The sequence below is a fragment of the Mesorhizobium sp. M5C.F.Ca.ET.164.01.1.1 genome (assembly GCF_004792125.1).
In the GTDB taxonomy this organism is placed as follows: Bacteria; Pseudomonadota; Alphaproteobacteria; order Rhizobiales; family Rhizobiaceae; genus Mesorhizobium; species Mesorhizobium wenxiniae.
In genome coordinates, this window is record NZ_SRTG01000001.1 from 2,090,064 (window position 1) to 2,114,616 (window position 24,553).

Annotated in this window: 26 protein-coding genes and 2 pseudogenes; 19 read left to right on the forward strand and 9 right to left on the reverse strand. The window is 62.1% G+C overall.

The window, feature by feature from the left end; all coding sequences use genetic code 11:
- The 9 genes and pseudogenes from EN807_RS10300 to EN807_RS10340 all read left to right on the forward strand — a co-directional run bounded on the left by EN807_RS10300 (position 1) and on the right by EN807_RS10340 (position 7,401).
- On the forward strand, positions 1-816 hold the full coding sequence (locus tag EN807_RS10300) for a helix-turn-helix domain-containing protein (protein WP_189522384.1): 816 nt from the start codon (positions 1-3) through the stop codon (positions 814-816).
- On the forward strand, positions 794-1,276 hold the full coding sequence (locus EN807_RS10305) for a hypothetical protein (protein ID WP_135934835.1): 483 nt from the start codon (positions 794-796) through the stop codon (positions 1,274-1,276). The genes EN807_RS10300 and EN807_RS10305 overlap by 23 nt, the downstream gene beginning before the upstream one ends.
- Positions 1,277-1,893: 617 nt before the next feature.
- Positions 1,894-2,027: pseudogene (locus EN807_RS10310) on the forward strand (recombinase family protein); the annotation flags it as partial.
- A gap of 659 nt (positions 2,028-2,686) precedes the next feature.
- On the forward strand, positions 2,687-3,646 hold the full coding sequence (locus EN807_RS10315; RefSeq protein ID WP_082982172.1) for an MBL fold metallo-hydrolase: 960 nt from the start codon (positions 2,687-2,689) through the stop codon (positions 3,644-3,646).
- Positions 3,647-3,696: 50 nt separating this feature from the next.
- A complete protein-coding gene (locus EN807_RS10320) occupies positions 3,697-3,906 on the forward strand; it encodes a (2Fe-2S)-binding protein (RefSeq protein ID WP_065006624.1) in 210 nt (69 codons plus the stop codon).
- A 469-nt stretch (positions 3,907-4,375) separates the two neighbouring features.
- Complete coding sequence (locus EN807_RS10325) at positions 4,376-4,564, forward strand: hypothetical protein (RefSeq protein ID WP_065006625.1); 189 nt, start codon at positions 4,376-4,378, stop codon at positions 4,562-4,564.
- 76 nt (positions 4,565-4,640) lie between these two features.
- Entirely contained in the window at positions 4,641-5,894 is a 1,254-nt protein-coding gene (locus EN807_RS10330) for a cytochrome b N-terminal domain-containing protein (protein ID WP_135934837.1), read from the forward strand.
- A gap of 44 nt (positions 5,895-5,938) precedes the next feature.
- Complete coding sequence (locus EN807_RS10335; RefSeq protein ID WP_135934838.1) at positions 5,939-6,472, forward strand: mechanosensitive ion channel family protein; 534 nt, start codon at positions 5,939-5,941, stop codon at positions 6,470-6,472.
- Complete coding sequence (locus EN807_RS10340) at positions 6,469-7,401, forward strand: pirin family protein (protein WP_135934839.1); 933 nt, start codon at positions 6,469-6,471, stop codon at positions 7,399-7,401. The genes EN807_RS10335 and EN807_RS10340 overlap by 4 nt, the downstream gene beginning before the upstream one ends.
- Before the next feature lie 88 nt (positions 7,402-7,489).
- On the opposite strand, the gene EN807_RS10345 is transcribed toward EN807_RS10340, so the two are convergent.
- The 3 genes from EN807_RS10345 to EN807_RS10355 form a co-directional block, all read right to left on the reverse strand.
- Positions 7,490-7,897: a DUF1810 family protein gene (locus tag EN807_RS10345; protein ID WP_246684050.1), complete on the reverse strand. Its 408-nt coding sequence runs from the start codon at positions 7,895-7,897 to the stop codon at positions 7,490-7,492.
- A 42-nt stretch (positions 7,898-7,939) separates the two neighbouring features.
- A complete protein-coding gene (locus EN807_RS10350; protein WP_135934840.1) occupies positions 7,940-8,221 on the reverse strand; it encodes a GNAT family N-acetyltransferase in 282 nt (93 codons plus the stop codon).
- Between the two features lie 97 nt (positions 8,222-8,318).
- Entirely contained in the window at positions 8,319-9,077 is a 759-nt protein-coding gene (locus tag EN807_RS10355; RefSeq protein WP_135934841.1) for an ATP-binding protein, read from the reverse strand.
- Positions 9,078-9,455: 378 nt separating this feature from the next.
- Between EN807_RS10355 and EN807_RS10360 the strand changes: the two genes are divergently transcribed.
- The 9 genes and pseudogenes from EN807_RS10360 (at position 9,456) to EN807_RS10400 (ending at position 15,638) form a co-directional block, all read left to right on the forward strand.
- Positions 9,456-10,196, forward strand: coding sequence for an alpha/beta hydrolase (locus EN807_RS10360; protein WP_135935831.1), 741 nt, complete (start codon positions 9,456-9,458; stop codon positions 10,194-10,196).
- Between the two features lie 60 nt (positions 10,197-10,256).
- Positions 10,257-10,349, forward strand: a pseudogene (locus EN807_RS36430) (NmrA family transcriptional regulator); the annotation flags it as partial.
- A gap of 339 nt (positions 10,350-10,688) precedes the next feature.
- Positions 10,689-11,459: an SDR family oxidoreductase gene (locus EN807_RS10370; protein WP_135934842.1), complete on the forward strand. Its 771-nt coding sequence runs from the start codon at positions 10,689-10,691 to the stop codon at positions 11,457-11,459.
- Between the two features lie 199 nt (positions 11,460-11,658).
- Positions 11,659-12,489: an alpha/beta hydrolase gene (locus EN807_RS10375; protein ID WP_135934843.1), complete on the forward strand. Its 831-nt coding sequence runs from the start codon at positions 11,659-11,661 to the stop codon at positions 12,487-12,489.
- A gap of 102 nt (positions 12,490-12,591) precedes the next feature.
- Positions 12,592-13,026 carry a cupin domain-containing protein gene (locus EN807_RS10380; RefSeq protein ID WP_135934844.1) on the forward strand — a complete coding sequence of 145 codons (435 nt, stop codon included), beginning with the start codon at positions 12,592-12,594 and terminating at the stop codon, positions 13,024-13,026.
- A 73-nt stretch (positions 13,027-13,099) separates the two neighbouring features.
- Positions 13,100-13,537, forward strand: a complete 438-nt coding sequence (locus EN807_RS10385; RefSeq protein ID WP_135934845.1) for a CBS domain-containing protein — start codon at positions 13,100-13,102, stop codon at positions 13,535-13,537.
- A 35-nt stretch (positions 13,538-13,572) separates the two neighbouring features.
- Positions 13,573-14,187 (forward strand): glutathione S-transferase C-terminal domain-containing protein, encoded by a 615-nt coding sequence (locus EN807_RS10390; RefSeq protein WP_135934846.1) that lies wholly within the window; start codon positions 13,573-13,575, stop codon positions 14,185-14,187.
- Positions 14,188-14,198: 11 nt separating this feature from the next.
- On the forward strand, positions 14,199-14,948 hold the full coding sequence (locus EN807_RS10395; protein ID WP_246684051.1) for an SDR family oxidoreductase: 750 nt from the start codon (positions 14,199-14,201) through the stop codon (positions 14,946-14,948).
- Positions 14,949-14,984: 36 nt separating this feature from the next.
- Complete coding sequence (locus EN807_RS10400; protein ID WP_135934847.1) at positions 14,985-15,638, forward strand: HD domain-containing protein; 654 nt, start codon at positions 14,985-14,987, stop codon at positions 15,636-15,638.
- A 54-nt stretch (positions 15,639-15,692) separates the two neighbouring features.
- Here the strand turns inward: EN807_RS10400 and EN807_RS10405 are convergent, their stop codons facing one another.
- Genes EN807_RS10405 through EN807_RS10420 form a run of 4 tightly spaced genes read right to left on the reverse strand, consistent with a single transcriptional unit; the run spans position 15,693 to position 20,626 of the window.
- Positions 15,693-16,388 carry a response regulator transcription factor gene (locus EN807_RS10405; RefSeq protein ID WP_135934848.1) on the reverse strand — a complete coding sequence of 232 codons (696 nt, stop codon included), beginning with the start codon at positions 16,386-16,388 and terminating at the stop codon, positions 15,693-15,695.
- The gene (locus tag EN807_RS10410; RefSeq protein ID WP_082982594.1) at positions 16,378-16,767 is read right to left on the reverse strand and encodes a response regulator; all 390 of its coding nucleotides are present in this window, start codon (positions 16,765-16,767) and stop codon (positions 16,378-16,380) included. Before EN807_RS10410 ends, EN807_RS10405 begins: the two co-directional genes overlap by 11 nt.
- On the reverse strand, positions 16,764-17,411 hold the full coding sequence (locus EN807_RS10415) for a response regulator (RefSeq protein WP_065010559.1): 648 nt from the start codon (positions 17,409-17,411) through the stop codon (positions 16,764-16,766). The genes EN807_RS10410 and EN807_RS10415 overlap by 4 nt, the downstream gene beginning before the upstream one ends.
- Positions 17,408-20,626, reverse strand: coding sequence for an MASE1 domain-containing protein (locus EN807_RS10420; RefSeq protein WP_135934849.1), 3,219 nt, complete (start codon positions 20,624-20,626; stop codon positions 17,408-17,410). Before EN807_RS10420 ends, EN807_RS10415 begins: the two co-directional genes overlap by 4 nt.
- A 286-nt stretch (positions 20,627-20,912) precedes the next feature.
- On the opposite strand from EN807_RS10420, the gene EN807_RS10425 reads away from it, so the two are divergent.
- Complete coding sequence (locus EN807_RS10425) at positions 20,913-21,434, forward strand: carboxymuconolactone decarboxylase family protein (protein WP_065010561.1); 522 nt, start codon at positions 20,913-20,915, stop codon at positions 21,432-21,434.
- 221 nt (positions 21,435-21,655) lie between these two features.
- Here EN807_RS10425 and EN807_RS10430 read toward each other — a convergent pair whose 3' ends face one another.
- A complete protein-coding gene (locus EN807_RS10430; protein ID WP_135934850.1) occupies positions 21,656-23,368 on the reverse strand; it encodes an MFS transporter in 1,713 nt (570 codons plus the stop codon).
- The gene (locus EN807_RS10435; RefSeq protein WP_246684052.1) at positions 23,365-24,492 is read right to left on the reverse strand and encodes an adenylate/guanylate cyclase domain-containing protein; all 1,128 of its coding nucleotides are present in this window, start codon (positions 24,490-24,492) and stop codon (positions 23,365-23,367) included. The genes EN807_RS10430 and EN807_RS10435 overlap by 4 nt, the downstream gene beginning before the upstream one ends.
- Between the last annotated feature and the right edge of the window lie 61 nt (positions 24,493-24,553).

Below are 24,553 nucleotides of genomic sequence, written 5' to 3' on the forward strand. Positions count from 1 at the left end.
ATGGCCGGCACCGGTCCCCGCTACTGTATTTTCCCAAGTGATGCGCTTGCCGACGAGCGCATCAGCGATCGGCATCTGCGGGCGCTCGCCGTGGCCGGCACCTACGCGGACAAAAATGGCTGGTTTATCGTGAGCCAGTCGACGTTCGCAAAACGTGTGAGATGCGCGCGCGAGACAGTCAACAGGATACTTCGGGACCTGGTAGAATTCGGCTATCTGCGCAAGCGTGGTCGCCTTGGAGATGATGGCCGGCGCCTGGTCAGCCAGTATCAAGTTTTGATGGACCGCGAGCCTGCCAAACTGGCTCGCGATGACGCTCCCCATGTGACGGCCACATCACAGGGGGTATGTGACGCCACCGTCACACCCCCTGTGACGCAGCTTGATCACACCCCCTGTGATGCAGCTACGTCACAACAAGGAAACGACCCTCTAATAGAACGACCCTTTTCTCCTAACGGAGATGCGCGCGCGGCGCGGCTCACGTTGACAATGGCGGCAATGCCAATCCGCTCGACGACTGATGCGTTCGAAGCCTGGTGGTCACATTACCCCGAGAAGATCAGCAAGGGAGCAGCTCGCAAAGCATTCGACCAGGCGCTGGGCAAGACCACCCTCGACGCGTTGTTCGCTGGCGTCGATCGCTACAAAGTCACCAAGCCGGCAGATCGGGCATGGTGTCATCCATCCACATGGCTGCATGGCGAGCGGTGGCTCGACGAGCCAGCGGCCAAGCCGTCGCGAAGCCTTGGAGAATGGTCTCTCGATCGGCTGAGAGAGATGGGAGACGAGCATGTCGTCGAGCATCAGCGCTGACGTTGCGCGCACCGCGACCGAACGCGACCTGCTTGTCGCCCTGGGCGCGCTAAATCCGCTGCCACGGCGAGTGAGCATCAATCCAGAACTTGAGTTCGCAGCCTTCAAGACCGGACTGGAAGGCAAGCAAGTTGGCCAGATCGTGGTTGCCTACGTCGACCTGATGTCGGCCGTCAGGAGCATTATTCAAGGGGCGCTCAGGCATGGCTATCACCCTTCACCAGCCGAGCTTCGGATGCACTGCGATGCCAAGCGTGCAGAGCGATACGAGGAAGGCGCGGCCGAACGCCGACGCAAGGCCATAGCCGAAGAGGCCGCAGCCTTCGCACCCACCATCGAACGCAGCGAGGAATCTAAGGCACGGGTCAAGGCCCTGCACGAAGACTTCTTGCGGTCTCACGCCGAAGCGAAGTTGAACGGTATCGGCAGCGCTCGGTTCACCAGCGGGGTGCGGCGATGACGATCGGGGCCGCCCAGCCGGAAATCGACGGGTCCTCCCGGCCGCAAAAACGTATGCGGGGCGGCGAAGCCCGATCCACCTCCAGTCTGATGCGTTTTCGGAGCCTAAAAACTCGCTAAAAAGAAAGCCTAAAGAAGCGGCTCAACCTGCTAAAGTTCGCGCGCCGGTTGTGACGTTTCGCTGCATCACCTGAAAGAAATTCTCGGCCGGGACGGCAGCGCGGAAGCAGATGCGCTGCTGGCGATCATCGAATCGGTTCGCGCCGGCTGTGTCGACAGTCTCGAGGCCGGCGCTGGGGCTGAAGCCGATGCCAGGTGCTCGCAACTGGCGGACGATCGCCGCGCTCGAGGTCGCGCGATGCGCACCTGCGTGCAGCTGCAAGCACGTTCAATCTTGCCGCTCCAGATCTCGCCACCAGGCTCGCCCGTTACGCCAGCACTGCTTGGCCGCGCGACCGTGCCGTTTCGACATGTCCATCGCGATTGGAGGGCAAGCCGGAGGCCGATTTCTGGCGCGCTTTGCAGGCGTGGCCGCGACCTGTTGGCCTGCGCCAGATCCAGAAAACGCCGCGAACTGAGCTCGGCCTATTCAGTTCGCGCGACGTCGCCGGTCAGACCATGCGCCTTGAACAGCCGGCGCCATCAAGGTCTTCACCGATGTCAAATCGGGCAAGAGCATGGACCGGCCGGGCCTCACCGAATTGCTGGCCTATGCCCGGGCGGGCGACACGCTGGCCGTCGTGCGGCTCGATTGCTGCTGCATGAGTGCGAGAATGCTCATTGCAACAAGCATAGCTGTCCGTCTCATGGGATGCTTCTCCTTCCATTCGATGTGGTCGTGGATTGTGTCGCTCAGTTGATCGGAGCTTGCCACTAGCGCGTGCTTCGCCGCCGCAATCGGACATGCAGGTACCCTGCCCGCCGGCGGTGGGAAGGCGTCCATCGCGTTGCGCCATCATTAGTCGTGCTGGACTATCTGTCGGTGCGCGACATGCCCGTATTCCTCATTGCTCGGTCGACCAGCGTGCAGACCCAGAGACATGGGGAGAACACTATGTTGAGGGCGCGCGTGCAGTCGACCGCATCAAGGCTGTGGATGACTGAGACCGCGGTATAGGATTGATCCTGATCCTACGCACTGGGTGTACTGCCAACAGCCAAGAGGCACAGCCGTTGCTCGCTGCTCAAAGCGGCGTCTTCCGACTTTCGCGGGATATCACCCATGCTCGCAACGGGTCTGTCATAGACTTTCGCATCGGCTGACCGGTGCTTCCGTCCGATGGTGGCGCAGGCCGAGGCGGCGCAACTTTCCTCCGTAGACGCCAGGTGGCGGTCCATGGAGGCTTATGCCAAATCCACGGGCGCCAGCGGCGGAGGTGGCCGATACGGCCGTGGTCAGCAGGAGACAAACATGAACCTGGACACCATTTCACACCCCTCGATCCAGCACTGCGCCGACAGCCTGAAGGCAAAGCGCGGCAACGGCAGACCGGAGCCCGAGCTGGTTCCGTCGCGCTACGCGCTGCAGGTCGGCGACATCGACGTGCTGATCGTCAGCGATGGAGTGCTGCCGATACCAGCCCCGGTCATGGCATACAACGTTGACCCGGCCGTCCGGGCGGCCTGGCTGGACGAGATGTTCCTGCCGCCGGACGTGCTCGAGTGGCCGCTGAACGTGGTCGTCGTGCGCAGCGGCGGCCGGACCATACTCGTGGACGCCGGGCTGGGCATGGACCCGGACTTGCACTTGCCGAGGGCCGGGCGGTTGGTCTCGCGACTGGAGGCCGCCGGCATCGATCTCGCATCCGTCACCGACGTGGTGCTCACCCATATGCACATGGACCATATCGGCGGGCTGCTCATCGACGGGGTGAAGGACCGGCTGCGTCCGGATCTGCGGATTCACGTGGCGGCCGCCGAGCTCAAGTTCTGGGAGGCGCCCGATTTCTCCCGCGCCTCCATGCCAACGGGGTTCCCGGATGCGCTTCGGCGGGCGGCCAAGCGGTTCGTGAACGAGTACCGCAGCCAGTTGCGGCCGTTTGAGACGGAGCACGAGGTGGCGCCGGGAGTGGTCGTCACGCTCACTGGCGGCCACACCCCCGGGCACAGCGTGGTTCGCCTGGCGTCCGGGGGCGACCGGCTGACCTTCGCCGGCGACGCCGTGTTCCAGGTCGGATTCGACCAACCCGACTGGCACAACGGCTTCGAACACGACCCCGACGAGGCGGCCCGCGTCCGTATAAATCTTTTGCGGGAGCTGGCGGCGACTCGCGAGCCGCTGGTGGCCACTCACCTGCCATTTCCGTCTATCTGCCATGTAGCGGTGGACGGCGATGTCTTTCGTTGCGTGCCGGCTGTCTGGGACTACTGATCCGCTTGTCGGGTCAGAGCTGTACCAGTCGCGGTCGAGACCAGTGCGCCATGATCGTCTGTTCATGCAATGTGTTGAGCGATCAGGATGTGCGCTCCGCCGTCGAGGCGGAGCGAACGCGCTCGATCAGCCAGGTCTATGGCTGTCTCGGCGGCAGCGTCCAGTGCGGCCGCTGCGCGCGCACCATCCGCCGCATCATTGACGAGGCGCTCGCCAGCGCCCGTCCGGCATCCTGCAACGGCCGCGCGCAGTCCTCGTAATCCTGACTCGGCCGCCGGCTTCCTGGAAATACCGACCGCCGGCCGTCCTTCATAGGTTCATCAACCAACTTGTCGATGTCGGAGTACTGCGCCGGCGGCGGTCCCCGCCGCTTGCGGCAAATGGCTTCGACAACCGCGAACCGCGGGCGCTGAAGGGTATCGCACCCACACTCATCGTGGCCTCGGGCGATTGCTCGTGGCCAACGAAGGCACGGTCGATGTTCATGGAAGAGGCGCGCGAAGAGCGGTCGCGCCGCCCGGGGGCCGGATGCCGATCGGTCCACCCCACCCGCATGAGCGCTTCGCGAATTGTGATCGCGTGGTCGCGCCTCTACCGTCCGGCGCAGCCTTTCAATCAGGAGCTCATAGACCAACGTATCAGGCGCACGCATCCTCGGCACGATAGTTCGCACACTAGAAGGGCTGGCATGCTTGGGTTCCTCAACAACCCGACCGAGGAGCATCTGAAATGACCCTGGAATTCGTTCTTTCGAAGATGCTGCAGATCCTCAAGAGGTTCTGGACCGTCGACACGGCGGCGCAGTCGGTTAGGCGCGGCGGCGGCGACGGGTTTGTTCGCGCGACGGGCCGGCCGCTCTACTCACGCAACGGCGTCAGAGTCTCCATCTGCCCGAGAAGCGCTCGGAATCGCGAGTGAACGCGCTCGTCTGTGACGGGAGACAGCCGGTCAAACGGTCCTGACCAAGTCGATACTGAGAACTCGAGGTAACGCAATGAGCGGTGGACACTCGACCTATACGCCCAAGACGAGGATCGGACGCTGGTTCGACGCCCGGCTGCCACTGCCGCGGATGGTGCATGATCAGTTCATCGCCTATCCAGTCCCGCGCAACCTGAACTACGCCTACTCGTTCGGGGGCATCCTGTCGATGATGCTGGCGGCTCAGATCGTGACCGGAGTGGTGCTTGCCATGCACTACGCGGCCGACACGACGTCGGCCTTCAACTCCGTCTACAAGATCATGCGCGACGTGAATTCGGGCTGGCTGCTGCGATACCTGCATTCGAACGGCGCATCATTTTTCTTCATCGCAGTCTACATCCATATGTCGCGCGGCCTCTATTACGGCTCCTACAAGGCGCCGCGCGAGCTGCTGTGGGTTCTCGGCTGCACCAACCTTCTGTTGATGATGGCGACGGCGTTCATGGGCTATGTGCTGCCCTGGGGACAGATGTCGTTCTGGGGCGCGACCGTCATCACTGGCTTTTTCAGCGCCATCCCGCTGGTGGGCGACTGGGTGCAGCAACTCCTGCTCGGCGGCTTCGCGGTCGACAACCCGACGCTCAACCGCTTCTTCGCTCTGCACTACCTGCTGCCATTCATGCTGACCGGTGTGGTGATCTTGCACATCTGGGCCCTTCACATCGCCGGCCAGACCAATCCGGCAGGCATCGATGTGAAATCGAAAACCGACGTCGTGGATTTCACGCCGCACGCCACCATCAAGGACATATTCGGAGCCGTGGTATTCGTGACCGTCTTCGCCTATTTCGTCTTCTACGTGCCTAACTATCTCGGGCACCCCGACAATTACACCGCTGCCGACCCGCTGAAGACGCCGGCTCATATCGTTCCCGAATGGTACTTCCTGCCGTTCTACGCAATTCTCCGAGCCGTCACCTTCAACATCGGACCGATCGACTCGAAGCTCGGCGGCGTGCTTGCCATGTTCGGCGCCATCGCCGTGCTGTTCTTCGTGCCCTGGCTGGATACATCGAAGGTGCGCTCGGCCGTCTACCGGCCCTGGTACAAGCGGTTCTTCTGGCTGTTTGTCGCCAACGCGCTGTTCCTCGGATGGCTGGGATCCAAGCCGGCCGAAGGCTGGTACATCCCCGCCATGCAGGTATCGACCCTTTACTACTTCGCGTTCTTTCTCGTCGTCATGCCGCTGCTGGGCGTAGTCGAGACGCCGCGCCGGCTGCCGAACTCGATAAGCGAAGCGATCCTGGAAAAAGGCAAGGAATAACAACGATCACTTGCCCGGTTGCCATGCTTCGAGGCGAGGATTTTGTGGATGCGGGTCCGGTCATGAACTGGTGGAATTCTCCCCATCTTTATATGGTTCTGGTCGGTCTCGCCGGCATAGTCGTTTGGCGTCATTCCGCAGCGGCTCTCCACCACGAGACTGATCGTCCAGATCGCATTCTTTCTTACTATGTCGGTCCGCTACTTAACGGAGCTGTGGTCCCCTACGAACCGACACGGGGCAACGAGACAGCCGCTGGCGCAATCCTCGTCGGTTCGGCCAAGGTGCTGTGGTGGGCTCACCTCGCCTGGGCGCTGATCGGGTTTGTCCGCATGTATCTCGTGTTCGAACGAAAGCCGCGCGAGGCTCGCCTCCTGCAGGATCTCGTCGTAGGCATGGTCTATGTTGCGATGCTGCTGTCGATCCTCGCCTTCGTCTTCGATGCGCCGATCGGAGCGCTGAACGCCACCTCCGGCGTCTTCGCCATCACACTCGGACTGGCGTTCCAGAACACGCTAAGCGACGTCTTCTCGGGCATCGCGCTCAACCTGGGCGCAAAAGAAGGAAGAAGGCCATGACCATCCGACACGCCGGCGTCTTGGACATCGACACCGTCGTCCTGCCGGTGTCCAGTGAATCCGGGAGCGGTTTCGAGGTACGGCGCGCATTGCCCTCCAAGCATCGGCGAATGGTCGGCCCTTTTGTCCTCCTCGAACAGATGGGCCCCGCGGTGTTCAGTACGGGCCAGGGTTTTGACGCTGGACCGCATCCCCATATCGGTCTCGCGGCCGTGACCTACCTGATCGACGGGGAGATCGTTCACCGGGACAATCTCGGTAAGGTGCAGGCTCTCCGCCCCGGTGAAGTCAGCTGGATGACGGCCGGTTCCGGGATCGTCCATTCGGAGCGGACGCCGGTGGAGGCTCGATCGTCCAGCAGCAACTTTTTCGGCATCCAGGCCTGGGTCGCCCTTCCTTGCCGGCATGAGGAAGTCGCCGCCGATTTTGCCCATTATACTGAACTGGAGATACCGAGAACGTGTGCCAGGGGCGTGGAGTTCACCTTGATAGCAGGAACCTCGGACGGTCTGGTCTCGCCGGTCAAAACATTCTCCGACTTGGTGTTCGCCGAAATCGTGCTCACCAGCGGTGCACGATACCAGGTCAGGTCCGAACATCATGAGCGTGCCATCTATGTCGTCGCCGGCGAGGTCGAGATCGTCGGCCGGCCGGGCTCGTTTCGTGAGGCCGAATTGATATTGCTGGAACCCGGCGCCGAGATCGTGCTCAAGGCGCCGGCCTTTCATTCAGCACGACTGATGCTGATGGGAGGCGAGCCCTTTTCCGAACCCAGGCACGTCTACTGGAACTTCGTATCCTCCTCGGCCGAGCGGATCGAGCAGGCGAAGACCGATTGGCGTGAACGCCGTTTCCCTGGAGTGCCGGGGGAGGAAGAATTCGCTTCCCTGCCGGCGGATCTGGATCAGGACGCAAATCGCTCGTTCTGATCTGCCAATGGGCCTGCCGCAATGCGCGGGTTCGAGGATGTGCGGCGGCAGGCGATGCCGCACTACCGCTGCATCGAGCGGATCCTGGTCATGGTGTCCTCGTCGAGCAAGCCGTCGAACCAGACGTCGAACATGGTTTCGAGCAGGAATTCTCGTAGCTGGCTTCGGAGAACAGCGTCAACGACGCGTGCAGTTTGCAGGCGTCGCTATCGCCGAAGACGGTGCCGGCGCTGAAGTTGACCAGCCGCTGCAACGTGGCGACGCATTCGCGATAGCGACCGCCGAGCAGCGGAGACGAAATATAGACGTTGGCCTCGTCGAGCGATCTTATCGCGTAGGGCTCAAGCGCACCGTCGCTTGCGCTGGAGGCCAGCCTGGGAAAGATGAATTCCATGTAGGGCGTGCACATCATTCCCCGACGCAGAATGCCGATGGCATCTTCGTAAACCGGCTCCTGCGCGTGGACGAATCTCTGCAGATTGTACTCGTCATTCATTGCGGCTCACCCGATCTTCCGGAAGCAAGTATTCGGCCGCGATCATCCAGCGACGATGTCGGAATATTGCGGGTTCCTGACGAGGAATCGGCCCATGAACGGGCATCTCGGGATCGCCTTGCGGCCGGTCTCGCGCAGCAGCTCAAAAGTGCCATGCGCCAACTGCGATGCGATCCCCTGTCCGGAATATTCCGACGGAACCTCGGTATGGATCAGAATAACCCGGCCATTCTCGAGACGGTAGTAGGCGGCAGCGACCGTTCCGTCTGCAATCGGCAGCTCGAAGCGATGTCGTTGCGTATTTTCCGTTACCTTCGCGTTCATTTTGGGAGTCCTCCGTTGTGCGCCCGGCCTGTGTTCAGATGTCGGTTGCAGGCATAAATGACCGGGCGCTCTGAGCCCGAGTCCGATTGGCTTGCGGTCAATCCTGCCGGGCCTCCATGGCGGGCAGTCGCAATATCACTGTCGTGCCCGACCCGAAGGCGCTTTCGATGTGGACCCGCCCTCCGTGGCTCTCGGCAAAATGCTTCACCATCGGCAAGCCGACGCCGCCGAGGCCCGTGCCCTTGGTGGTGAAAAAGAGATCGAAGGCGCGAAGCACGGTTTCAGGCGTCATCCCGACGCCGCCGTCTTCGACCCGGAGTTCGACGACGGTTCCAGGGTCCTGAACGACCGCGGTGGCGCTTAGCGAGATCAACCCGCCGTCCGGCATCGCATCGTGCGCGTTGAACACGAGATTCAAAATCGCGTTTTGCAAACCCAGGGGATCACATATCGCAGCAGGCAGATCTCGCTCAACGCGAACCTCGAGACGGAAGTTGGTCCCCGATGTGCTTTGGACGAAGCTTTCGACCTCGGCCAGACAGGCGCCTACGCTTGCATGTCCTGGCGTCCGATGACTAGCTGCTGCCCGGCCTACCGTCTCACGGACGAGCGCGCCGGCTCGCTGCAGGGCAGTCCTGGCGCTGGCGATGACGGGTTCGAGCGCGGGAGCCGTCGAGACGCTCGGGTCGCGGGCGACCAGGTTCAGCGCGGATGAGGCGACCTGAATAAGATTGCCCAGGTCATGAACAATGCCGGCTGGCGGCTGCTCCACCGGTAGGCCGGACAGGGAAACATCGGTGGTCCGGTCAAAGGCATGATTGCCGGCCGTGCCTGATCTTGCTTCCGCGCCTGACATTTTCACGCCCTTTTTGTTGCGTCGACACTTGGCGACTTGGTCGTGCAAAAACGCTATATTGAGGAGTATTTGCGGGTCGACTGGATCAAGGACGAGGTGGGGCCATACGGCGGTATATGTCTTGTTGCGATTGCGCCGGATTTCTCGTTTGCCAAAGCGGCTTCGATCGACCGACGCGATCCTGCTCCGCCGACTGCCGGCAACGGCCAGTTCCCGGGTGCAATCGGCCCTAGACTTTAGGATCGCCTGACCGAGCTGTCCGTCGAATATTTTCGCGCGCCATGTGGGCGCATTCTCCTGGGCATCGAACGACCGCCGCACAGGAGAAGAGACGTGCAGAAGATCATCAGAGCGCTAGCCCTTGTCTACGCATGCTGCGTGTCGGACAGCGCGACGGGGCAGGCCGCGGATCAACAGGTCAAGCCGACGATCGTGCTGGTGCACGGGGCCTTTGCGGAATCGTCGAGCTGGAACGGAGTCATTGCCGAGCTCGAGAGAGACGGTTTCCGGACCATCGCCGCGGCCAATCCACTTCGCGGCGTTGCAAGCGACGCGGCGGCAGTATCGGCTCTAATCGGATCGATCCACGGACCGGTCGTCCTGGTAGGCCATTCTTATGGCGGCCCGGTCATTACCGAGGCAGCCAAGGGAAAGGGCGATGTGAAAGCGTTGGTCTTTGTGGCCGGGTTCGCGCCGGACAAAGGCGAGTCCAGTCTAACACTTTCCGGACAGTTCCCGGGCAGCACGCTTGGCGAGGCGCTTCTGCCAGTGAAGCGGCCAGATGGAGGACAGGACCTCTACATCCAGCCGGAAAAGTTTCACGAGCAATTCGCGGCCGACATACCGGCAGCGCAGGCCAGCCTGATGGCGGCGACACAACGCCCCGTGGCTGAGGCAGCTCTGGCAGAGCCCTCCGGTGCCGCCGCCTGGAAGATAATTCCGTCCTATTCGATCTACGGCTCGGCTGATCGAAACATCCCGCCGGCGGTCATGAAGTTCATGGCCGAGCGCGCGGATTCGGTGAAGACCATCGTCGTCGAGGGCGCATCGCACGCCTTAATGGTTTCGCACCCGGCTGAGGTGACCTCGCTGATCGAGGAAGCCGCATCGGCAGAGTGACGAAACCGACCGCCTCGCGCCGGCTGCGTTCGACAAGTGCAGGCCTCAGGAGACATCGACATGAAAATCGTGGTCATTGGCGGCACTCGGTACATCCAGTTGGCGACCGTCGAGAGGCTGCGTCAACAGGGGCACGACGTCGTGGCGGCGTCGCGGCAGTGTCGTGCCCTCACAACAACGGCACCTCGTGATCCCGGCCACGCTGGCAGACCTCTTCGGGAATTCCTCGAGAACACCGCCTCTATCCTGCGCCACTTCTGGCACGGCCGACATCTTCGGCTCGGGTCACTACGGCAGCGCCTCGGAGGTCATGGGGTCCGGGGTCAAGCGAAGGGAGGCTGCGAAGACAGTATCGCCTGAGCCTACCCCGTTTGGCGAGCGAGCCGCCGAGTCGCCTCGCTCTCATTGAGGGATGCAGGACCCCGCTAGGGTGAGGAGCCGCCGGCATTTTATCGCAATCAGATCTTTTCGAAGTCAGAACAGGAGAATGACATGAAAATCGTAATCATCGGCGGCACCGGTCTCATCGGCTCCAAGACCGCTGACAGGCTGAGCGTAAAGGGTCACGACGTATTGGCAGCAGCGCCAAGTAGCGGCGTGAACACATTCACCGGCGAAGGCTTGGACAAGGCTCTTGCGGGAGCGCAGGTCGTCATCGACCTCGCCAATTCGCCCTCGTTCGAGGACAAGGCCGTTCTCGAATTCTTCGAAACCGCTGGAAAGAACCTGCTTGCGGCGGAGAAGACCGCCGGCGTGAAGCATCACATCGCGCTTTCGATCGTCGGCGCGGAGCGGCTGCCCGGCAGCGGCTATATGCGCGCCAAGATGGCCCAGGAGAAGCTGATCAGGGGGTCCGGAATCCCCTACACGATCGTTCACTCGACGCAGTTCCTCGAGTTCCTCGGCAGCATCGCACACTCGGGAACCGTCGGCGACGCCGTCACGGTATCATCGGCCTATTTCCAGCCCATCGCCTCCGACGACGTCGCAGACGCGATGGCCGACGTGGCGCTCTCCCAGCCGATAAACGGTGTGATGGAGATTGCCGGGCCCGAGGCCTACCGCATGAACGAACTCGTCGCGCGTTTTCTGCAACTCGCCAATGATCCCAGGAAGGTGATCGGGGATCCCCATGCGCTCTATTTCGGCACAGAGCTCGACGATCGCTCGCTCGTCCCCGATGCAGGCGCCCGCCTCGGTTCGAAATCGTTCGAAGACTGGTTCGAACACGCTCCGCCCCGGCGAAGCGGCGTTGCGGCGTAACGGCATCGTCCGAAGAGAACTCGATAGGGATCGAACGATGGACCGCAAGCTGCCCTTCGCACCGCAGGCAAGTCGCCGAGCCGTTCTCTTCGGCGCCGCTGCTGCCGGCGTTGCAACTGGCCTGCCCAAATTCGCGCTCGCGCAAGAGACAGCCGGCCAGGAGTCGAACTTCCCTAGCTCACAGCAAGGATCAAGGAACATGAGTACCATCACCACAAATGACGGCACCGAGATCTATTACAAGGACTGGGGCCCGAAGGATGCCCAACCGATCGTCTTCCATCACGGCTGGCCGCTTAGCGCCGACGACTGGGACACGCAGATGCTTTTCTTCGTCGGCCAGGGATATCGCACCATCGCTCATGACCGGCGTGGCCACGGCCGCTCCGCGCAGGTGAGCGAAGGTCACGACATGGATCACTATGCCGCCGACGCGGCCGCTGTGGTCGAGCATCTTGACCTCAGGAACGCAGTCCATATCGGTCACTCCACCGGCGGCGGAGAAGCGGCTCGGTATGTCGCCCGCCACGGCAGGGAGCGCACCGCCAAGTTCGTCCTCATCGGGGCAGTGCCGCCGATCATGGTGAAGACGCCGGCCAACCCTGGGGGCCTTCCGATCGAGGTGTTCGACGGATTGCGCAAGGCACTCGCCGACAATCGCGCGCAGTTCTATATCGATTTTCCCTCCGGTCCTTTCTACGGCTTCAACCGGCCGGGCGCGAAATCCGTTCAGGGCGTCATCCATAACTGGTGGCGGCAGGGTATGGTGGGCAGCGCCAAGGCGCATTACGACGGCATCAAGGCTTTCTCGGAGACCGACTTCACCGGGGATCTCAAGATCATCGAGGTGCCGACGCTCGTCATGCACGGCACAGACGACCAGATCGTTCCGATTGCCGATTCTGCGCCGCTTTCCGCGAAGCTTCTGAAGAATGGCAAGCTCAAAGTCTACGAAGGCTTCCCGCACGGCATGTGCACCACGCACGCCGACGCCGTGAACGCTGACCTGCTAGCCTTCATCAAGTCATAGGCTCACGCCGCGCCCTCAGGCGAGAGCCCGATCGCCGGCCGTCCTCCCCCTCCGGCCGGCGATCACCCCATCCGCCAATAAAACGCAACAGGAGATATGACCATGCAAAGGACCATTTTTAGCGTAGCTGCTCTGGCCACGCTCGTCGCAACCGGAGCGTTGGCCGACGACCAGAAACATGCCTCTACCGAGCAACCTTTCAAGAACGTGAGGCTGGTCTACGACCAGCCGCTTCCGAACGTGCCGGGCAAGAGCATGAGAGGCGTGCTGGTTGACTACGAGCCTGGCGGCAATTCGCCCGCGCATCTCCATCCCAAGTCCGCCTTCATCTACGCGACGGTCCTTGAAGGGGCGATCAAGAGCAAGGTGAACGATGGACCTGAAGTCACCTATCGCGCCGGCGAAAGCTGGTCCGAGTTTCCCGGCGACCGTCATGCTGTCAGCGCCAATGCCAGCGCGACCGAACCCGCCCGGCTGCTGGCCGTGTTCGTCGTCGATACCGACGAGACGGAACTGGTGATCCCGTTCGACGAGTGAAACGAGCGCCTGCTCCGGCGCCGGTTCTTTTCGAAGCACACCGGCGTCGATGCAAGGTCAGGAGGTATGAGCGATGTTCATTGAGAAGCTGCACGCCTTGACGTCGTCACGCCTGGCCGTGGTCACTCGGGATGCCACCGTGCACGACGCGGCACTGTCGCTTTCCAAGCCAGGCATCGGGCTGGTCGTGGTGTGCGACACGACCGGAGGCCTGGAGGGCGTTCTCAGCAAGTCCGACCTGATCCGCCATCTCAGCAACCCCGCCGCCGCGCCGCCGCCGGCATCGGCATTGATGAGCAAGCCCGTCGTCATATGCGGTCCAAACGACGACGTTCACGACGTCTGGCAGACCATGGTGACGCGGAACCTGCAGAATGTCCCTGTCATTGGTGACGCCGCCAAGCCCCTCGGCATCCTGGATATACGCGACGCGATGAAGGCGCTGTTCGAGGAAGAAGAGCTCCAGGAGCGGATGCTGTTCAACTACGTCACGGGCGTTGGCTATCGCTAGCCGAGCCCCCAAGCAAACCGACCAAGGTAATGGATATGAAACTGTACTATAGCCCTCTCGCCTGCAGCCTCGCGGACCATATCGCCCTATTCGAAGTGGGGGCGACGTTCGAGCGTGAGAGCGTGGATCTCAAGACGAAGCGGACAGCTTCCGGAGCCGACTTCAACGACGTCACGCCAAAGGGCTATGTCCCGGCCCTGGTGCTCGACGACGGCGAGGTTCTCACCGAGAACATCGCCATTCTCGACTGGCTCGCCACGAAATATCCGACGCTTGGTGTTTCGGGAGAGCTGGGACGCACACGGCTTCTCGAAGCGCTGGCCTTCATCTCAACCGAGGTGCATCGCGCCTTCAAGCCGATGTGGCACACAGGAAACGATATCCAGAAGGCGCAAGCCAGGGAGACCATTTCCCGGCTGCTCGACAATCTGGCGGAAAGCCGAGATGGCGACTTCCTGTTCGGCGCAACACCCAGCGTCGCCGACTTCTATCTGTTCGTAATGCTCCTATGGGCTGAACGGTTCGACGTGCGCACTCCCGAAGCTTTCGTCGCATTGCGCCAACGGATGGTGAGTCGGCCCGCGGCGCAAGCCGCCTTGCGCGAAGAGGGGCTCCTCAAACTGGTCGAAACAGACGTTTCGTACGCATAGGGACAAGAACGATGATGTTAAGCGCCAAGGTCGCCATCGTAACCGGCGGAAGCTCGGGCATAGGTCGAGCCGCGGCGCTCGCGCTCGCAAGACAAGGCGCAAAAGTCCTGATCACAGGGCGCCGCCCGAAGAGCCTGAAGGAGACGGCCACCCTGCACAAGGACATCACAGGCGTCGTCGCCGATGTCGCGGTCTCGGGCGATGCGCCTGATACGATCGCGAAGGCAATCGATAGCTGGGGCCGCCTGGACATCCTTATCAACAATGCGGGCGCCGGCGCGCTTCTGCCGCTGCGTGACGCAACTGCCGAACGCATCAACAGCATCCTTGCGGTCAACGTGGTCGGTCCAAGCCTGCTTGCGGCCGCAGCGCTCCCGCATCTCGAAGCCACAAAAGGTTCAATTGTGAACATATCCAGCACGTTCGGTCATAAGCCGGGCGCTGGCCTCTCGCACTATGCGGCCAGCAAGGCGGCGCTGGAGCACCTGACGCGCTGCTGGGCGCTGGAACTCGCGCCGCAGGGCATAAGGGTCAACGCCGTCGCGGCCGGCCCGACTGAATCGGGTGCGCTCACCGGCATGATGGGCCTCTCTCCGGAACATGCTGCGGTGATCGAGGAGGCGGAGCGCGAACAGATACCGCTCAAGCGACGCGGCACTCCGGATGACGTTGCCCGATGGATCGTGCAGCTCGCGAATCCGGCTTCGGATTGGGTGACCGGACAGGTCATTACCGTCGATGGAGGCCTAGCACTCACCTGAAGCGAACGGCCTCCTCAATCACAAGGAACTCTGCCCATGCACGGAATTTTCAGTCGAATGTTGGCAGGGGTCCTCGTCCCCGACACGGCGCTCGTGCGCCAAGCTCTCGATCACGCTCGCAACAGTTGCGAGCCGTATCTGTTCAACCATGTGGTTCGTTCATGGCTCTTTGCCGTGCGGATCGGACAGATCCGAAATATCAGTCACGATCCCGAAGTGGTCGCAGTGGGCACCCTGCTGCACGACATCACGCTCAACGAGCGCTTCAATGGCCCTCGCCGCTTCGAGGTCGAAGGAGCCGATCTGGCCAGGACCTTTGCGCGGCAGGGCGGAGTCGACGAGCGCCGGGCTCAGTTGATCTGGGACAGCATCGCGCTCAATTCGACGCCGTCGATCGGGCTCTACAAGGAGGCGGAGGTTGCCCTTTGCACGGCCGGCATTTGCCTGGACGTGGTCGGTCTTCAGTACGACACTATTCCACCCAGCGAGATCGCGCGGATCGTCAACGAATTTCCCCGGCTCGACATGAAGCGGCGCATGACACGATGCTTCTGCCATATTGCCGAGAATGTACCCGAGACGACCTACGACAACTTTATCCGCGACTTCGGCAATCGTTTTGTCTTCGGATATCGGGCTAAGGTTCCATCCTCAGACGATCTGGTTGCAAACGCGCCCTTCGACGAGTGAAAGCCGGCGGCCAAGCGCCCCCCTCGGGGCGCTGCCGCACCCAGCCGTTATCGACTATGCTTGGCCCAACTCGCGCATCGAAGCCGGCAGCGTGTCCCATGCCCGGATCAGTTCGCCGATGGAAGCGGCCCCCATCTTGCGCATGACGTTGCCGCGGTGCAGCTTCACCGTCACCTCGCTTATGCCGAGATCGAAAGCGATCTGCTTGTTGAGGCGTCCCCGCGCAACCTGACAAAGAACCTCCCGCTCGCGTGGCGTCAGCGTCTCAAGGCGTCCGATGTTACGCTTCACGACCGCTGATGCAGCCCGGCGCGCGGCATCCATTGCGACACCCTCAATTACGGCGTCAAGCAGCGTCTGGTCCCGCACCGGCTTCGTGAGGAAGTCCACTGCACCGGCCTTCATCGCCTGCACGGTCATTGCAATGTCGCCATGCCCAGTCAGGAAGATGACTGGCTTGGGGTTGCCCGTTTGGGCCAGATGACGTTGCAGGTCGAGGCCGCTCGCTCCCGGCATGCGAACATCGAGAATCAGACAGCCGACGCTATCCAATACGTCGGTATCGAGCAATTCGCGCGTCGAGCTGAAACAGACAGGCTGGAATCCGGCGGAAAGTATCAATTCGGACAGCGCCTCCCGAACAGACGCATCGTCATCCACGATGATGACGAGTGGCTGCTCCGCTTCGCTCTTGCGCTGTGCTGACAACGGCGCCGATCTCCGTAAGGGCGGCGGTTGCTCAACTCTCATGCTCACCTCCATTTTTCGATTTGTGTAACGCGTTGCCGATGGCTGCCAGCATGACCTGCGCATCGAAGGGCTTACGGAAGCACCCGCTGACGCCCTGGGTTCTGTCCGCATCGGCAATTTCGTGGCGCCCGGTGATCAGGAACATCGGCAAGTCGGGACGTACCTTCTTCACCAGATCACAAAGTTCGAAGCCGTCCATGCCGGGCATCCCGATGTCGGTGATGAGCACGTCCAGGCCGGCCAGACCGCTGACGAGCAACGATCGTGCTGACGAGAAGCTGCGGGCCACATAGCCGGCGGACTCCAGAAGGTCCTCCATCGACTCGAGCAGCCTTGGATCGTCATCGACAACCGCCACGACAGGTCCTCCCTGGGTCACGCCCGGTTCCCTCCCGCTCGGCGCGAGTGGGTGATCGGTATTTCCAGTCGCTCAGCGATTCGTACGAGATCGGCGAGCGACGTCGCTGCCATTTTCTGCATCACATTCCTTCTGTGAATTTCCAGTGTGACTTCGCTGATCCCCAGTTCGGCGGCGGCCTGCTTGTTGAGCAGACCGCTCACCACGAGCGGCAGCACCTCACGTTCGCGCGGCGTCAGGTCAAGATAGCGTTCCCTCAACACACCAAGGTCAGCGCGCTCTGATCTCTTTTGCCGATCCTGGGCGATCGCCGCGTCGATTGCAGCCATCAGGTCGGCATCACTGAAAGGCTTCGTCAGGAAGTCCACAGCGCCATGCTTGATCGCCCGGACGGAAGACGGGATGTCGCCGTGCCCTGTTATGAAAACGATCGGCGGATGATCTCCCATTGAGATCTGCCTCTGCAGATCGAGGCCGTTGATGTCGGGCAGCTCGACGTCGAGGATAAGGCATGCTGGGACGTCCGGTTTGTCCGCACTGATGTATTCGCTGGCCGATCCGAACGCAGCAGCGCGAATACCGTGCGAGGCCAGCAGTTCGCTCAACGCCTCCCGCAGGCGCGCATCGTCGTCGACGATGAAGACGATATGCTCATCTACGGTCATGGCGCCGCTTCCGCTTCAATCGGCAAGGTGAAGACGAACGTCGCCCCCTGCGGTTCGTTCTTCTCCGCCCATAGGCGTCCGCCGTGCGATTCGACGATCGAACGGCAGATCGCGAGCCCCATGCCCATTCCGTCCCCCTTCGTCGTGAAGAACGGTTCGAATATCTTGTCGGGAAATTCGATTCCCGCGCCACGATCGCTGATCTCCGTTTGGGCCACATCGCCCATGCGGCACACACGGATCCCAAGAACCCGGTCGCCCGCAACGGCGTCCATGGCATCCATGCCGTTGCGAATGAGGTTCACTAGCACCTGCTGGATGTGCACGCGGTCCAGCGCGACGAGCGGCAGGCCGCTCTCGACATCGACATCCATGCGGACGCGCCGCCGCGTCGCTTCGTCGGCCATGAGGTCGCGCGCCTCGGCGATAACGCCACTGAGCGCCGTAGAGCTCCTTGCCTCGCCAGATTGCTTGAACAAAGCGCGGATCCGACGCACAACATCGGCGGCTGCATTTGCGTCACGAATGATGCGCTCCACCGTCTTCTGCGCACGTTCGAGATTCGGCGGTTCAGCAGAGAGCCAGCGCTGGCATGCGTGCGAATTCGCGACGACGGCTGCTAGCGGTTGGTTTACCTCGTGCGCGATCGAGGCAGAGAGCTCAGCCAAGCTTGCAGCTTGCGTCGCCTGCGCTAACTTGTGGGAGGCCTGACTTAGTGCCTCCTGTGCACGCACCTCGTCATCGACGTCCAGGTTGACACCGTACCATCGCACGATTTCTCCTATCTCGTTTCGTAGGGGTTCGGCTCTCCCCTCGATCCAGCGGTACACCCCATCGTGCCGACGCTGCCGGTACCGCATCGCGAACGGTTCACCCCGGCTGAAGCTCCGCTTCAACGCTTGATGGACAGTGGGCATTTCGTCTGGATGGACGAGCATGCGGACAGCCCGGTCCATCCGCGTCTCCCCCGGTGCGTCGAACTCCTCCTGCTGGAATCCATGAAAGTCTGCCAGGCGCTTGTTGACGTAGATGGGATCGCCGGCGGGTGTCGCGAGGAAGATCAATACGGGCACGGTGTCGATGACCTGTTGGAGGTCCCGTTCACTTTGTCGAAGCGCCTCCTGCGCGCGCACCTCGTCGTCGATGTCGAGCGAAATCACGTACCATTGCACGATCGCTCCGTCCTGATCGCGCAATGGTTCCCCGCGGCCATCAACCCAGCGATACGCTCCGTCCGCTCGACGCATGCGGTATTTTATGGAGAAAGGCTCGCCGGTGACGAAGGAATGCCGGGCCGTCTCTAGCAGGCTGGCTGCATCATCGGGATGGACGAGGGTCTGTATGGCTGCCGCCAGCCGGCTCATGTCCGGCTTGTCCAATTGCGCCACATCGTTCAAGCCGAAGAAGTCAAGCAAGCGCTTGTTGAAGAAGGTCGGCTCGCCTTCAGGCGTCAGACGTCTGATCTGGACGGGGACCATGTCGACGAGCTGCGAGAGCTCCCGCTCCCGGTCGCGCAGCGCCTCCTGCGTGCGCACCTCGTCGTCGATGTCGATAGAAACGCCATACCATTCCGCAATCGCTCCGTCTTGATCGCGCCGGGGCTCCACTCTGCACTCCGCCCACCGATAGGCCCCGCCCTTCTCACGCCAACGAAACCGTATTACGGAGCCATCGCCGGTTTCGAAACAGTTCCCTAACGTGCGCAGCAAATCGGGAGCGTCTTCGGGATAAGTCAGCTCTTGCACCAATTTCTCGAAGCGCGGCTCCTCGAGTGCTTCGAAGTTCGGGATAACGGCGCGGAAATGATCCTGGTATCGCTTATTGAAGTACAATGGCCCGCCCGTAGGCGTCGCGCTCCAGATGCGGACCGGGAGTGCGTCGATCATCTGCTGAAGCTGCCGCTCGCTCCGCCGCAGCGCCTCTTCGGCGTGCATCTGATCGTCTATGTCGTGACAGAGGCCGAACCACCGGACGATGCCTCCGTCCAGATCCCGCATTGGGTCCGCCCGGCTCGACATCCAGCGATAGACGCCATCGGCGCGGCGCAGGCGATAGCGCATGGCGAAGTGCTCGCCTGTGGCGAGGCAGCGACGGAGCGCAACGCCGAACCCCGCTGCGTCGTCCGGATGGACGGTCTCCATGACCGCCTCCAGCCGGCTCATGCCCGGTTTGTCCGTATCCGCTACGTCCAGGCCGAGGAAATCGACCATGCGCTTGTTGAAGAAAGTCGGCTCGCCGTCGGGTGTCAGACGCCAAACGTGGCTCGGAACCATGTTCACGAGCTGCGAGAGTTCCCGCTCCCGGTCGCGCGATGTGACCAGCGCCAGCTGGCGCTGCCGGGATATGGCCGCCACGATGAGCGCCGAAAATGCCGAGATGGCCAGGAAAAGCTGCAGCATGACTTGCCTTTCCCTCTGAGACTCGGGATCGCCGACAAACTGGCTGTCTCCGGATACCGTAAGCGCCATCGTCACTAGGGCGAGTAGCGTCAGAGCGACGGCGGCGCCGCTGAATTCAAAGCGCGCCGCGGCCCAAAGAAGGGGCGGCAGGATGATGTAGGGGGTGGGGAGGTAGACGTCGCTCAGAGAAAGCGCGGCGACCCCTAGAAAGATCAGACCCAGGATGCCGGCTTCCACTAGCTGCGCGGGAGAGAGTTGGGTCTTCCTGCGCCAATACTGGATCACGACCAGTGCCGGTGGCGCTACGAGCAGGATTCCTGTCGCGTCTCCAATCCAAAACAGCGGCCATACCGCCGTGAAGGTTTGCGATTCAACTCCAAACCACGCAAGCGTCGCGCTTCCCACCGTCGCGCTGACGAGCGGCGCAGCTCCAGCGCCTAGTACGACGAATGCGAGGACTTCCTGTAAAGTTTCCAGCCGAACCGGGCGCCCGCATGCCCGGTTTACCAGCGTTGCGCCAACAGCCGCGCCAAGGGCGTTGCCGACATAAATCAGGAAGCCCGCGGGCAGCGGACTGTGGAACCACACGAGCTGCGCGAACATCTCCGCCAGGCAGCCCGCCAATATCCACCACGGCCAACTGTAAGGAGAGGTGAGGACGAGCGTCGCAATGAAAACGCCGCCCGGAGGCCAAATGGAAACCGTTATCCCGGGGACGATTGCGAGCGCCTGGGCGAACCCACAGCCCAAGACATATGCCGCAAAAAATAACCCCAGGTGAAGCAATTGCGGGCGGTGCGACCAGACGGACATCATCGGCTTCTCCTGCCGGGCAAAGAAGGGCTGGGGACTGTCAGTGCTTGATGTAGCACTTCTCCTCGATGTCTGGGCCGGCAAACTCATACCCGCACCCTAGTCCCGTCACGCCGCCGCCGCACCCTATGGAAATCCATGAGGCGCTGGTCCGAGGCGTACCTAGCCTAGCCTTCAGGATGATGCTGCCTAGACCAGCCGAGCGGCGACATGGCCCCTCGCATGATGGCTCGAACCGGCGCGCCCGAGCATGATTTGCACGCGATAAACCGCCTTCAAGGAGACACTTATGAACATCGCCGCCAAGCCGCAGGCGCAGGCCGGGACTCTGAATGGGCCTCGCATCAACTGGGCCGAGCAATCTCCGGAACTCGTGAAGAAGTTCACCGGGGTTGTCATGGCACTCCGTGCAAGCTCGATCGAGGAATCCATCCTCAATCTTGTCGATATTCGTGCTTCGCAGCTCAACGGCTGCTCCTTCTGCCTCGACATGCATGTCAAGCAGGCCAAGATCCACGGTGAGCGCGAACTGCGCCTCTACCACTTGGCGGCGTGGAGGGACTCGACCCTATTCACCCCGCGCGAGCGCGCCGCACTCGCATGGACAGAGGTCCTGACCAAGCTGCCGGAACAGGGCGTTCCGGACGAGATCTATGAGCGCGTCCGCACGCAGCTGTCGGAGAAGGAGATCTCCGACCTCAGCTTCGCTGTCATGGTGATTAACGCGTGGAACCGCCTCAACGTCGGTTTCAAGGCCGTGCCGGGTTCCGCCGACGCAATGTATGGCCTGGACAAGGCGGGGCTCAATTAACCTCCTATCGATCGGCGGCGCGGCTCTCGCCGTGTCACCACGCCTCCCTGGCGGCTCCCCTGCGACCCGCCGGGGAGGGCTTTCGGGAAGCAGGCGTATCCTTCAGTCGCTTCGGCCGGCTTCCGCCGCCGCCCGCTCCCATACCCATCTCAGTAATCCGGGAACTCACCCTTGGCCGACAGGCATCCGCGGCATGGCGGCGACACACTCCCAGCACGTTGTCAGGCTGGCAACCGTGTGTCTTCCACTTGCCTCTGGCTCCCGTCGGGGAGGACATTCGAGGACAGGATTGGAGACGGCCAAATAGGGGATTTGTCGGGCGTCGATGTGATCGGCATCGGGACCGCAGCCAGGTTCGGGGACGACTGTTCCGCGCGTTTTCCCATGAATCGGGATAGGCCGATCTTGATCGCGATCAGCGCGGGCGCGGCGATCACAAATAGCAGCGCGACTGCGTTGAACGCCGTGTCGAAGGCGATCACTGTGGACTGACCCGTGACGGCTCTGCCCAGCAGGCTGATCGCTGCGCGGCCGGCTGCAAGGGAATCCATTCCTCTTGCCGTGAGCATGGCTGTCGTCGTCGCCAGGCGCTCGTTGACCGCCGGAATGCCCGCGGTGACGTTTGCGCCGAGCACGGCCGCATTGGCGGTGATGTTGTGCTCGATGAAAGTCTGCAGCCAGGCGACTCCCATAAGACCGCCGAGCTGACGGCCCGCGTTGAAGAGGCCTATGCCCGATGCCAGGTTTTGGTCGTTGAGCTTGCCGAAGGCGATGAGGGTGATCGATAGGAAGAGCAAGCCAAGGCCGAGACCACGCAACAGGATCGCCGGCATCATGTCGTCCGCGCCGCTCTCGATCGTCGAGCCGGACAGCATCCACATCGCAACCATGATCATCAGGATTCCGAATGGCACTGTGGCGATCGGAGGAACGCGACGGACCTGCATAAGGAAAGCAGCGATGAGAAGCGCGCCGATGAAAAGCGCGCCACTCGGCAACAGCAGCAGCCCGGCGTCGGTTGGCGTGAATGCAAGGACGGACACGGCGAACGACGGAATCAGGAACGCGCTGCCAAACAAGGCGGCTCCGGCGACGAAACTGACGGTGAACGCGAACGAGAAATCCTCTGACCGGAACACAGTGATGTCCAGCAGGCCCTGGCCTTTGGCCATCGCCTGCTGGCCAAGAAACGCCAGCAGCGCGGCCGTACCGATTACCGTCAGCCACAGGATGCGGGATTCCTCGAACCAGTCCCACCGACTGCCCTGGCCGAACACATAGGTGAAGCAGAAGAGTGTTGTGGCAACGAGCGAGAAGCCGATCCAGTCGAATGGGCGGCGTCCGACATTTACGGGCGCCGAGCAGTCGGCGTGCAGCAGGAGTCCGCCGGCCGCCAGCGACACCGGGACGACACTGAAGAAGATCCACGTCCACGACTGGCTGTCGAGCAAGGAGCCCTGAAGGGCCGGGGCAATCGTCGCGGGAGCAACGACCGAGCCCATTGCGAACAGGGCCTGGAGGATCGGTTGGTGGCGCCGCGGAAAGGCGAGAAAGATGATCCCCTGCCCCGCCACGAGCAGGACGCCTCCGGAGAAGCCTTGCATCACCCGAAGCGCGACGAGCAGTTCCAATCGGGTCGTGATGGCGGCAACGGCACAGGCCGCGCCCATGACCAGGGTCGAGCCGACGATCAGGTTCCGGGGGTTAATACGGCTCATCAGCCAAGCCGCGGCAATAAACCCGATCAGTTTCGGAGCGGTATATCCGACATCCAGCCAGGCGAACTCATCGGGAGTCGCATAGGTGTCGCCGATGATGTCGCCGCGCCCGAGCGACAGGACCGTACTGGCGATCGCCTCCGTCAGGGTGGCGAGCACTATGCCGGCGACGAGCAGAACACCTGGTCTCTTGTAAGTCGGCATTGCGGCTGTCATGACCCGCTCCCTCTATCATTCTCGACATCCATGTCCGCAACGTGGAATCCGCAGTTCTTATGTCCTATGTGGAGGACGCCGTTGAGCAGGCTGTTGGCGACCGAATAAAGTTCCGCTGGCTCGGAAAATCCCGTGAGCTTATGCCGACCGATCGTTATCGCCGTTCCGGGACCGAGAAGCTTTGCAAATCGCTCCGACATCAGGAGTGAACGCCCTGTCGCACTGCACACAGCCTGAATCCGGCTAACCAGATTGACGTCAGGCCCTATCATCGTGAAATCGAGCCGCTGGCCAGAACCGATGTTGCCGTAGCCGACTTCTCCGTAGTGCAGCGCGATGCCGGCATGCAATTCAGCGTCGGGTGGCTTGAATCGGCCCAATCCGTCCCGGGCACTCAGCGCGCCCTGTAAAGCGGCCGCGCAAGATGCAGCGGGGCTGCCGTGATGGAAAAAGGCTAGCACCGCATCGCCCATGAATTTGATCACTTCACCGCCTGCCTGGGTGATTGCTGGCACGACCAGGTCGAAATAGGCGTTTAGCAGTTCGAGGACACGCCCTCCGGGTAGTCTGTTGGACAGCTCGGTGAAGCCGCGCAGATCACAGAGCATCAGCCCGGCCTCGATCGTTTCGAAGTCGCCGCGGCGAATGTGGCCCGCCATGACGCGCCGCGCAGTTGTCGCGCCGACATAGGTATTGAGCAGTGTCAGCTCGACTCTCCTGAGAGTCAGGATCTCGCAGGCGTTGCGCAAAGCTGGAACGATCCGGCTCAGGACTGCCTGCTCAGATGCGCTGAAACCGGTTTGTCGCGTGGTTGAGAACGATGCGGCGCTGACCAAGCCGTCGGCATTGCGCAAAGGAACGATGGCGAATTCCACGAGATCGCGCCCTTGGAAAAGATCGGTATGGACCCACGGCGGGTCGGCGGAACCGTCGAGCCGCACGACCAACGGCTCCCGCGACTCCATGACATGCCGCAACGGGCTCCCAGCGAATCCTGGCGAAACCTCGATGCCGTGTTCCCTGCTGCGGACTTCCACGGCTTCGTCGGGTGCCCACAATACGCTGCGGCCAAATATTTCCGGGTGAAGGGTTCTTAGGTGGAGCGTCAGCCGGTCGATCGGCAAGCCGGCCGCGCGGAGGCGCTGTCCGAGTCCCGCAGCGAGACCGGCCTCATCGAGATCGTGG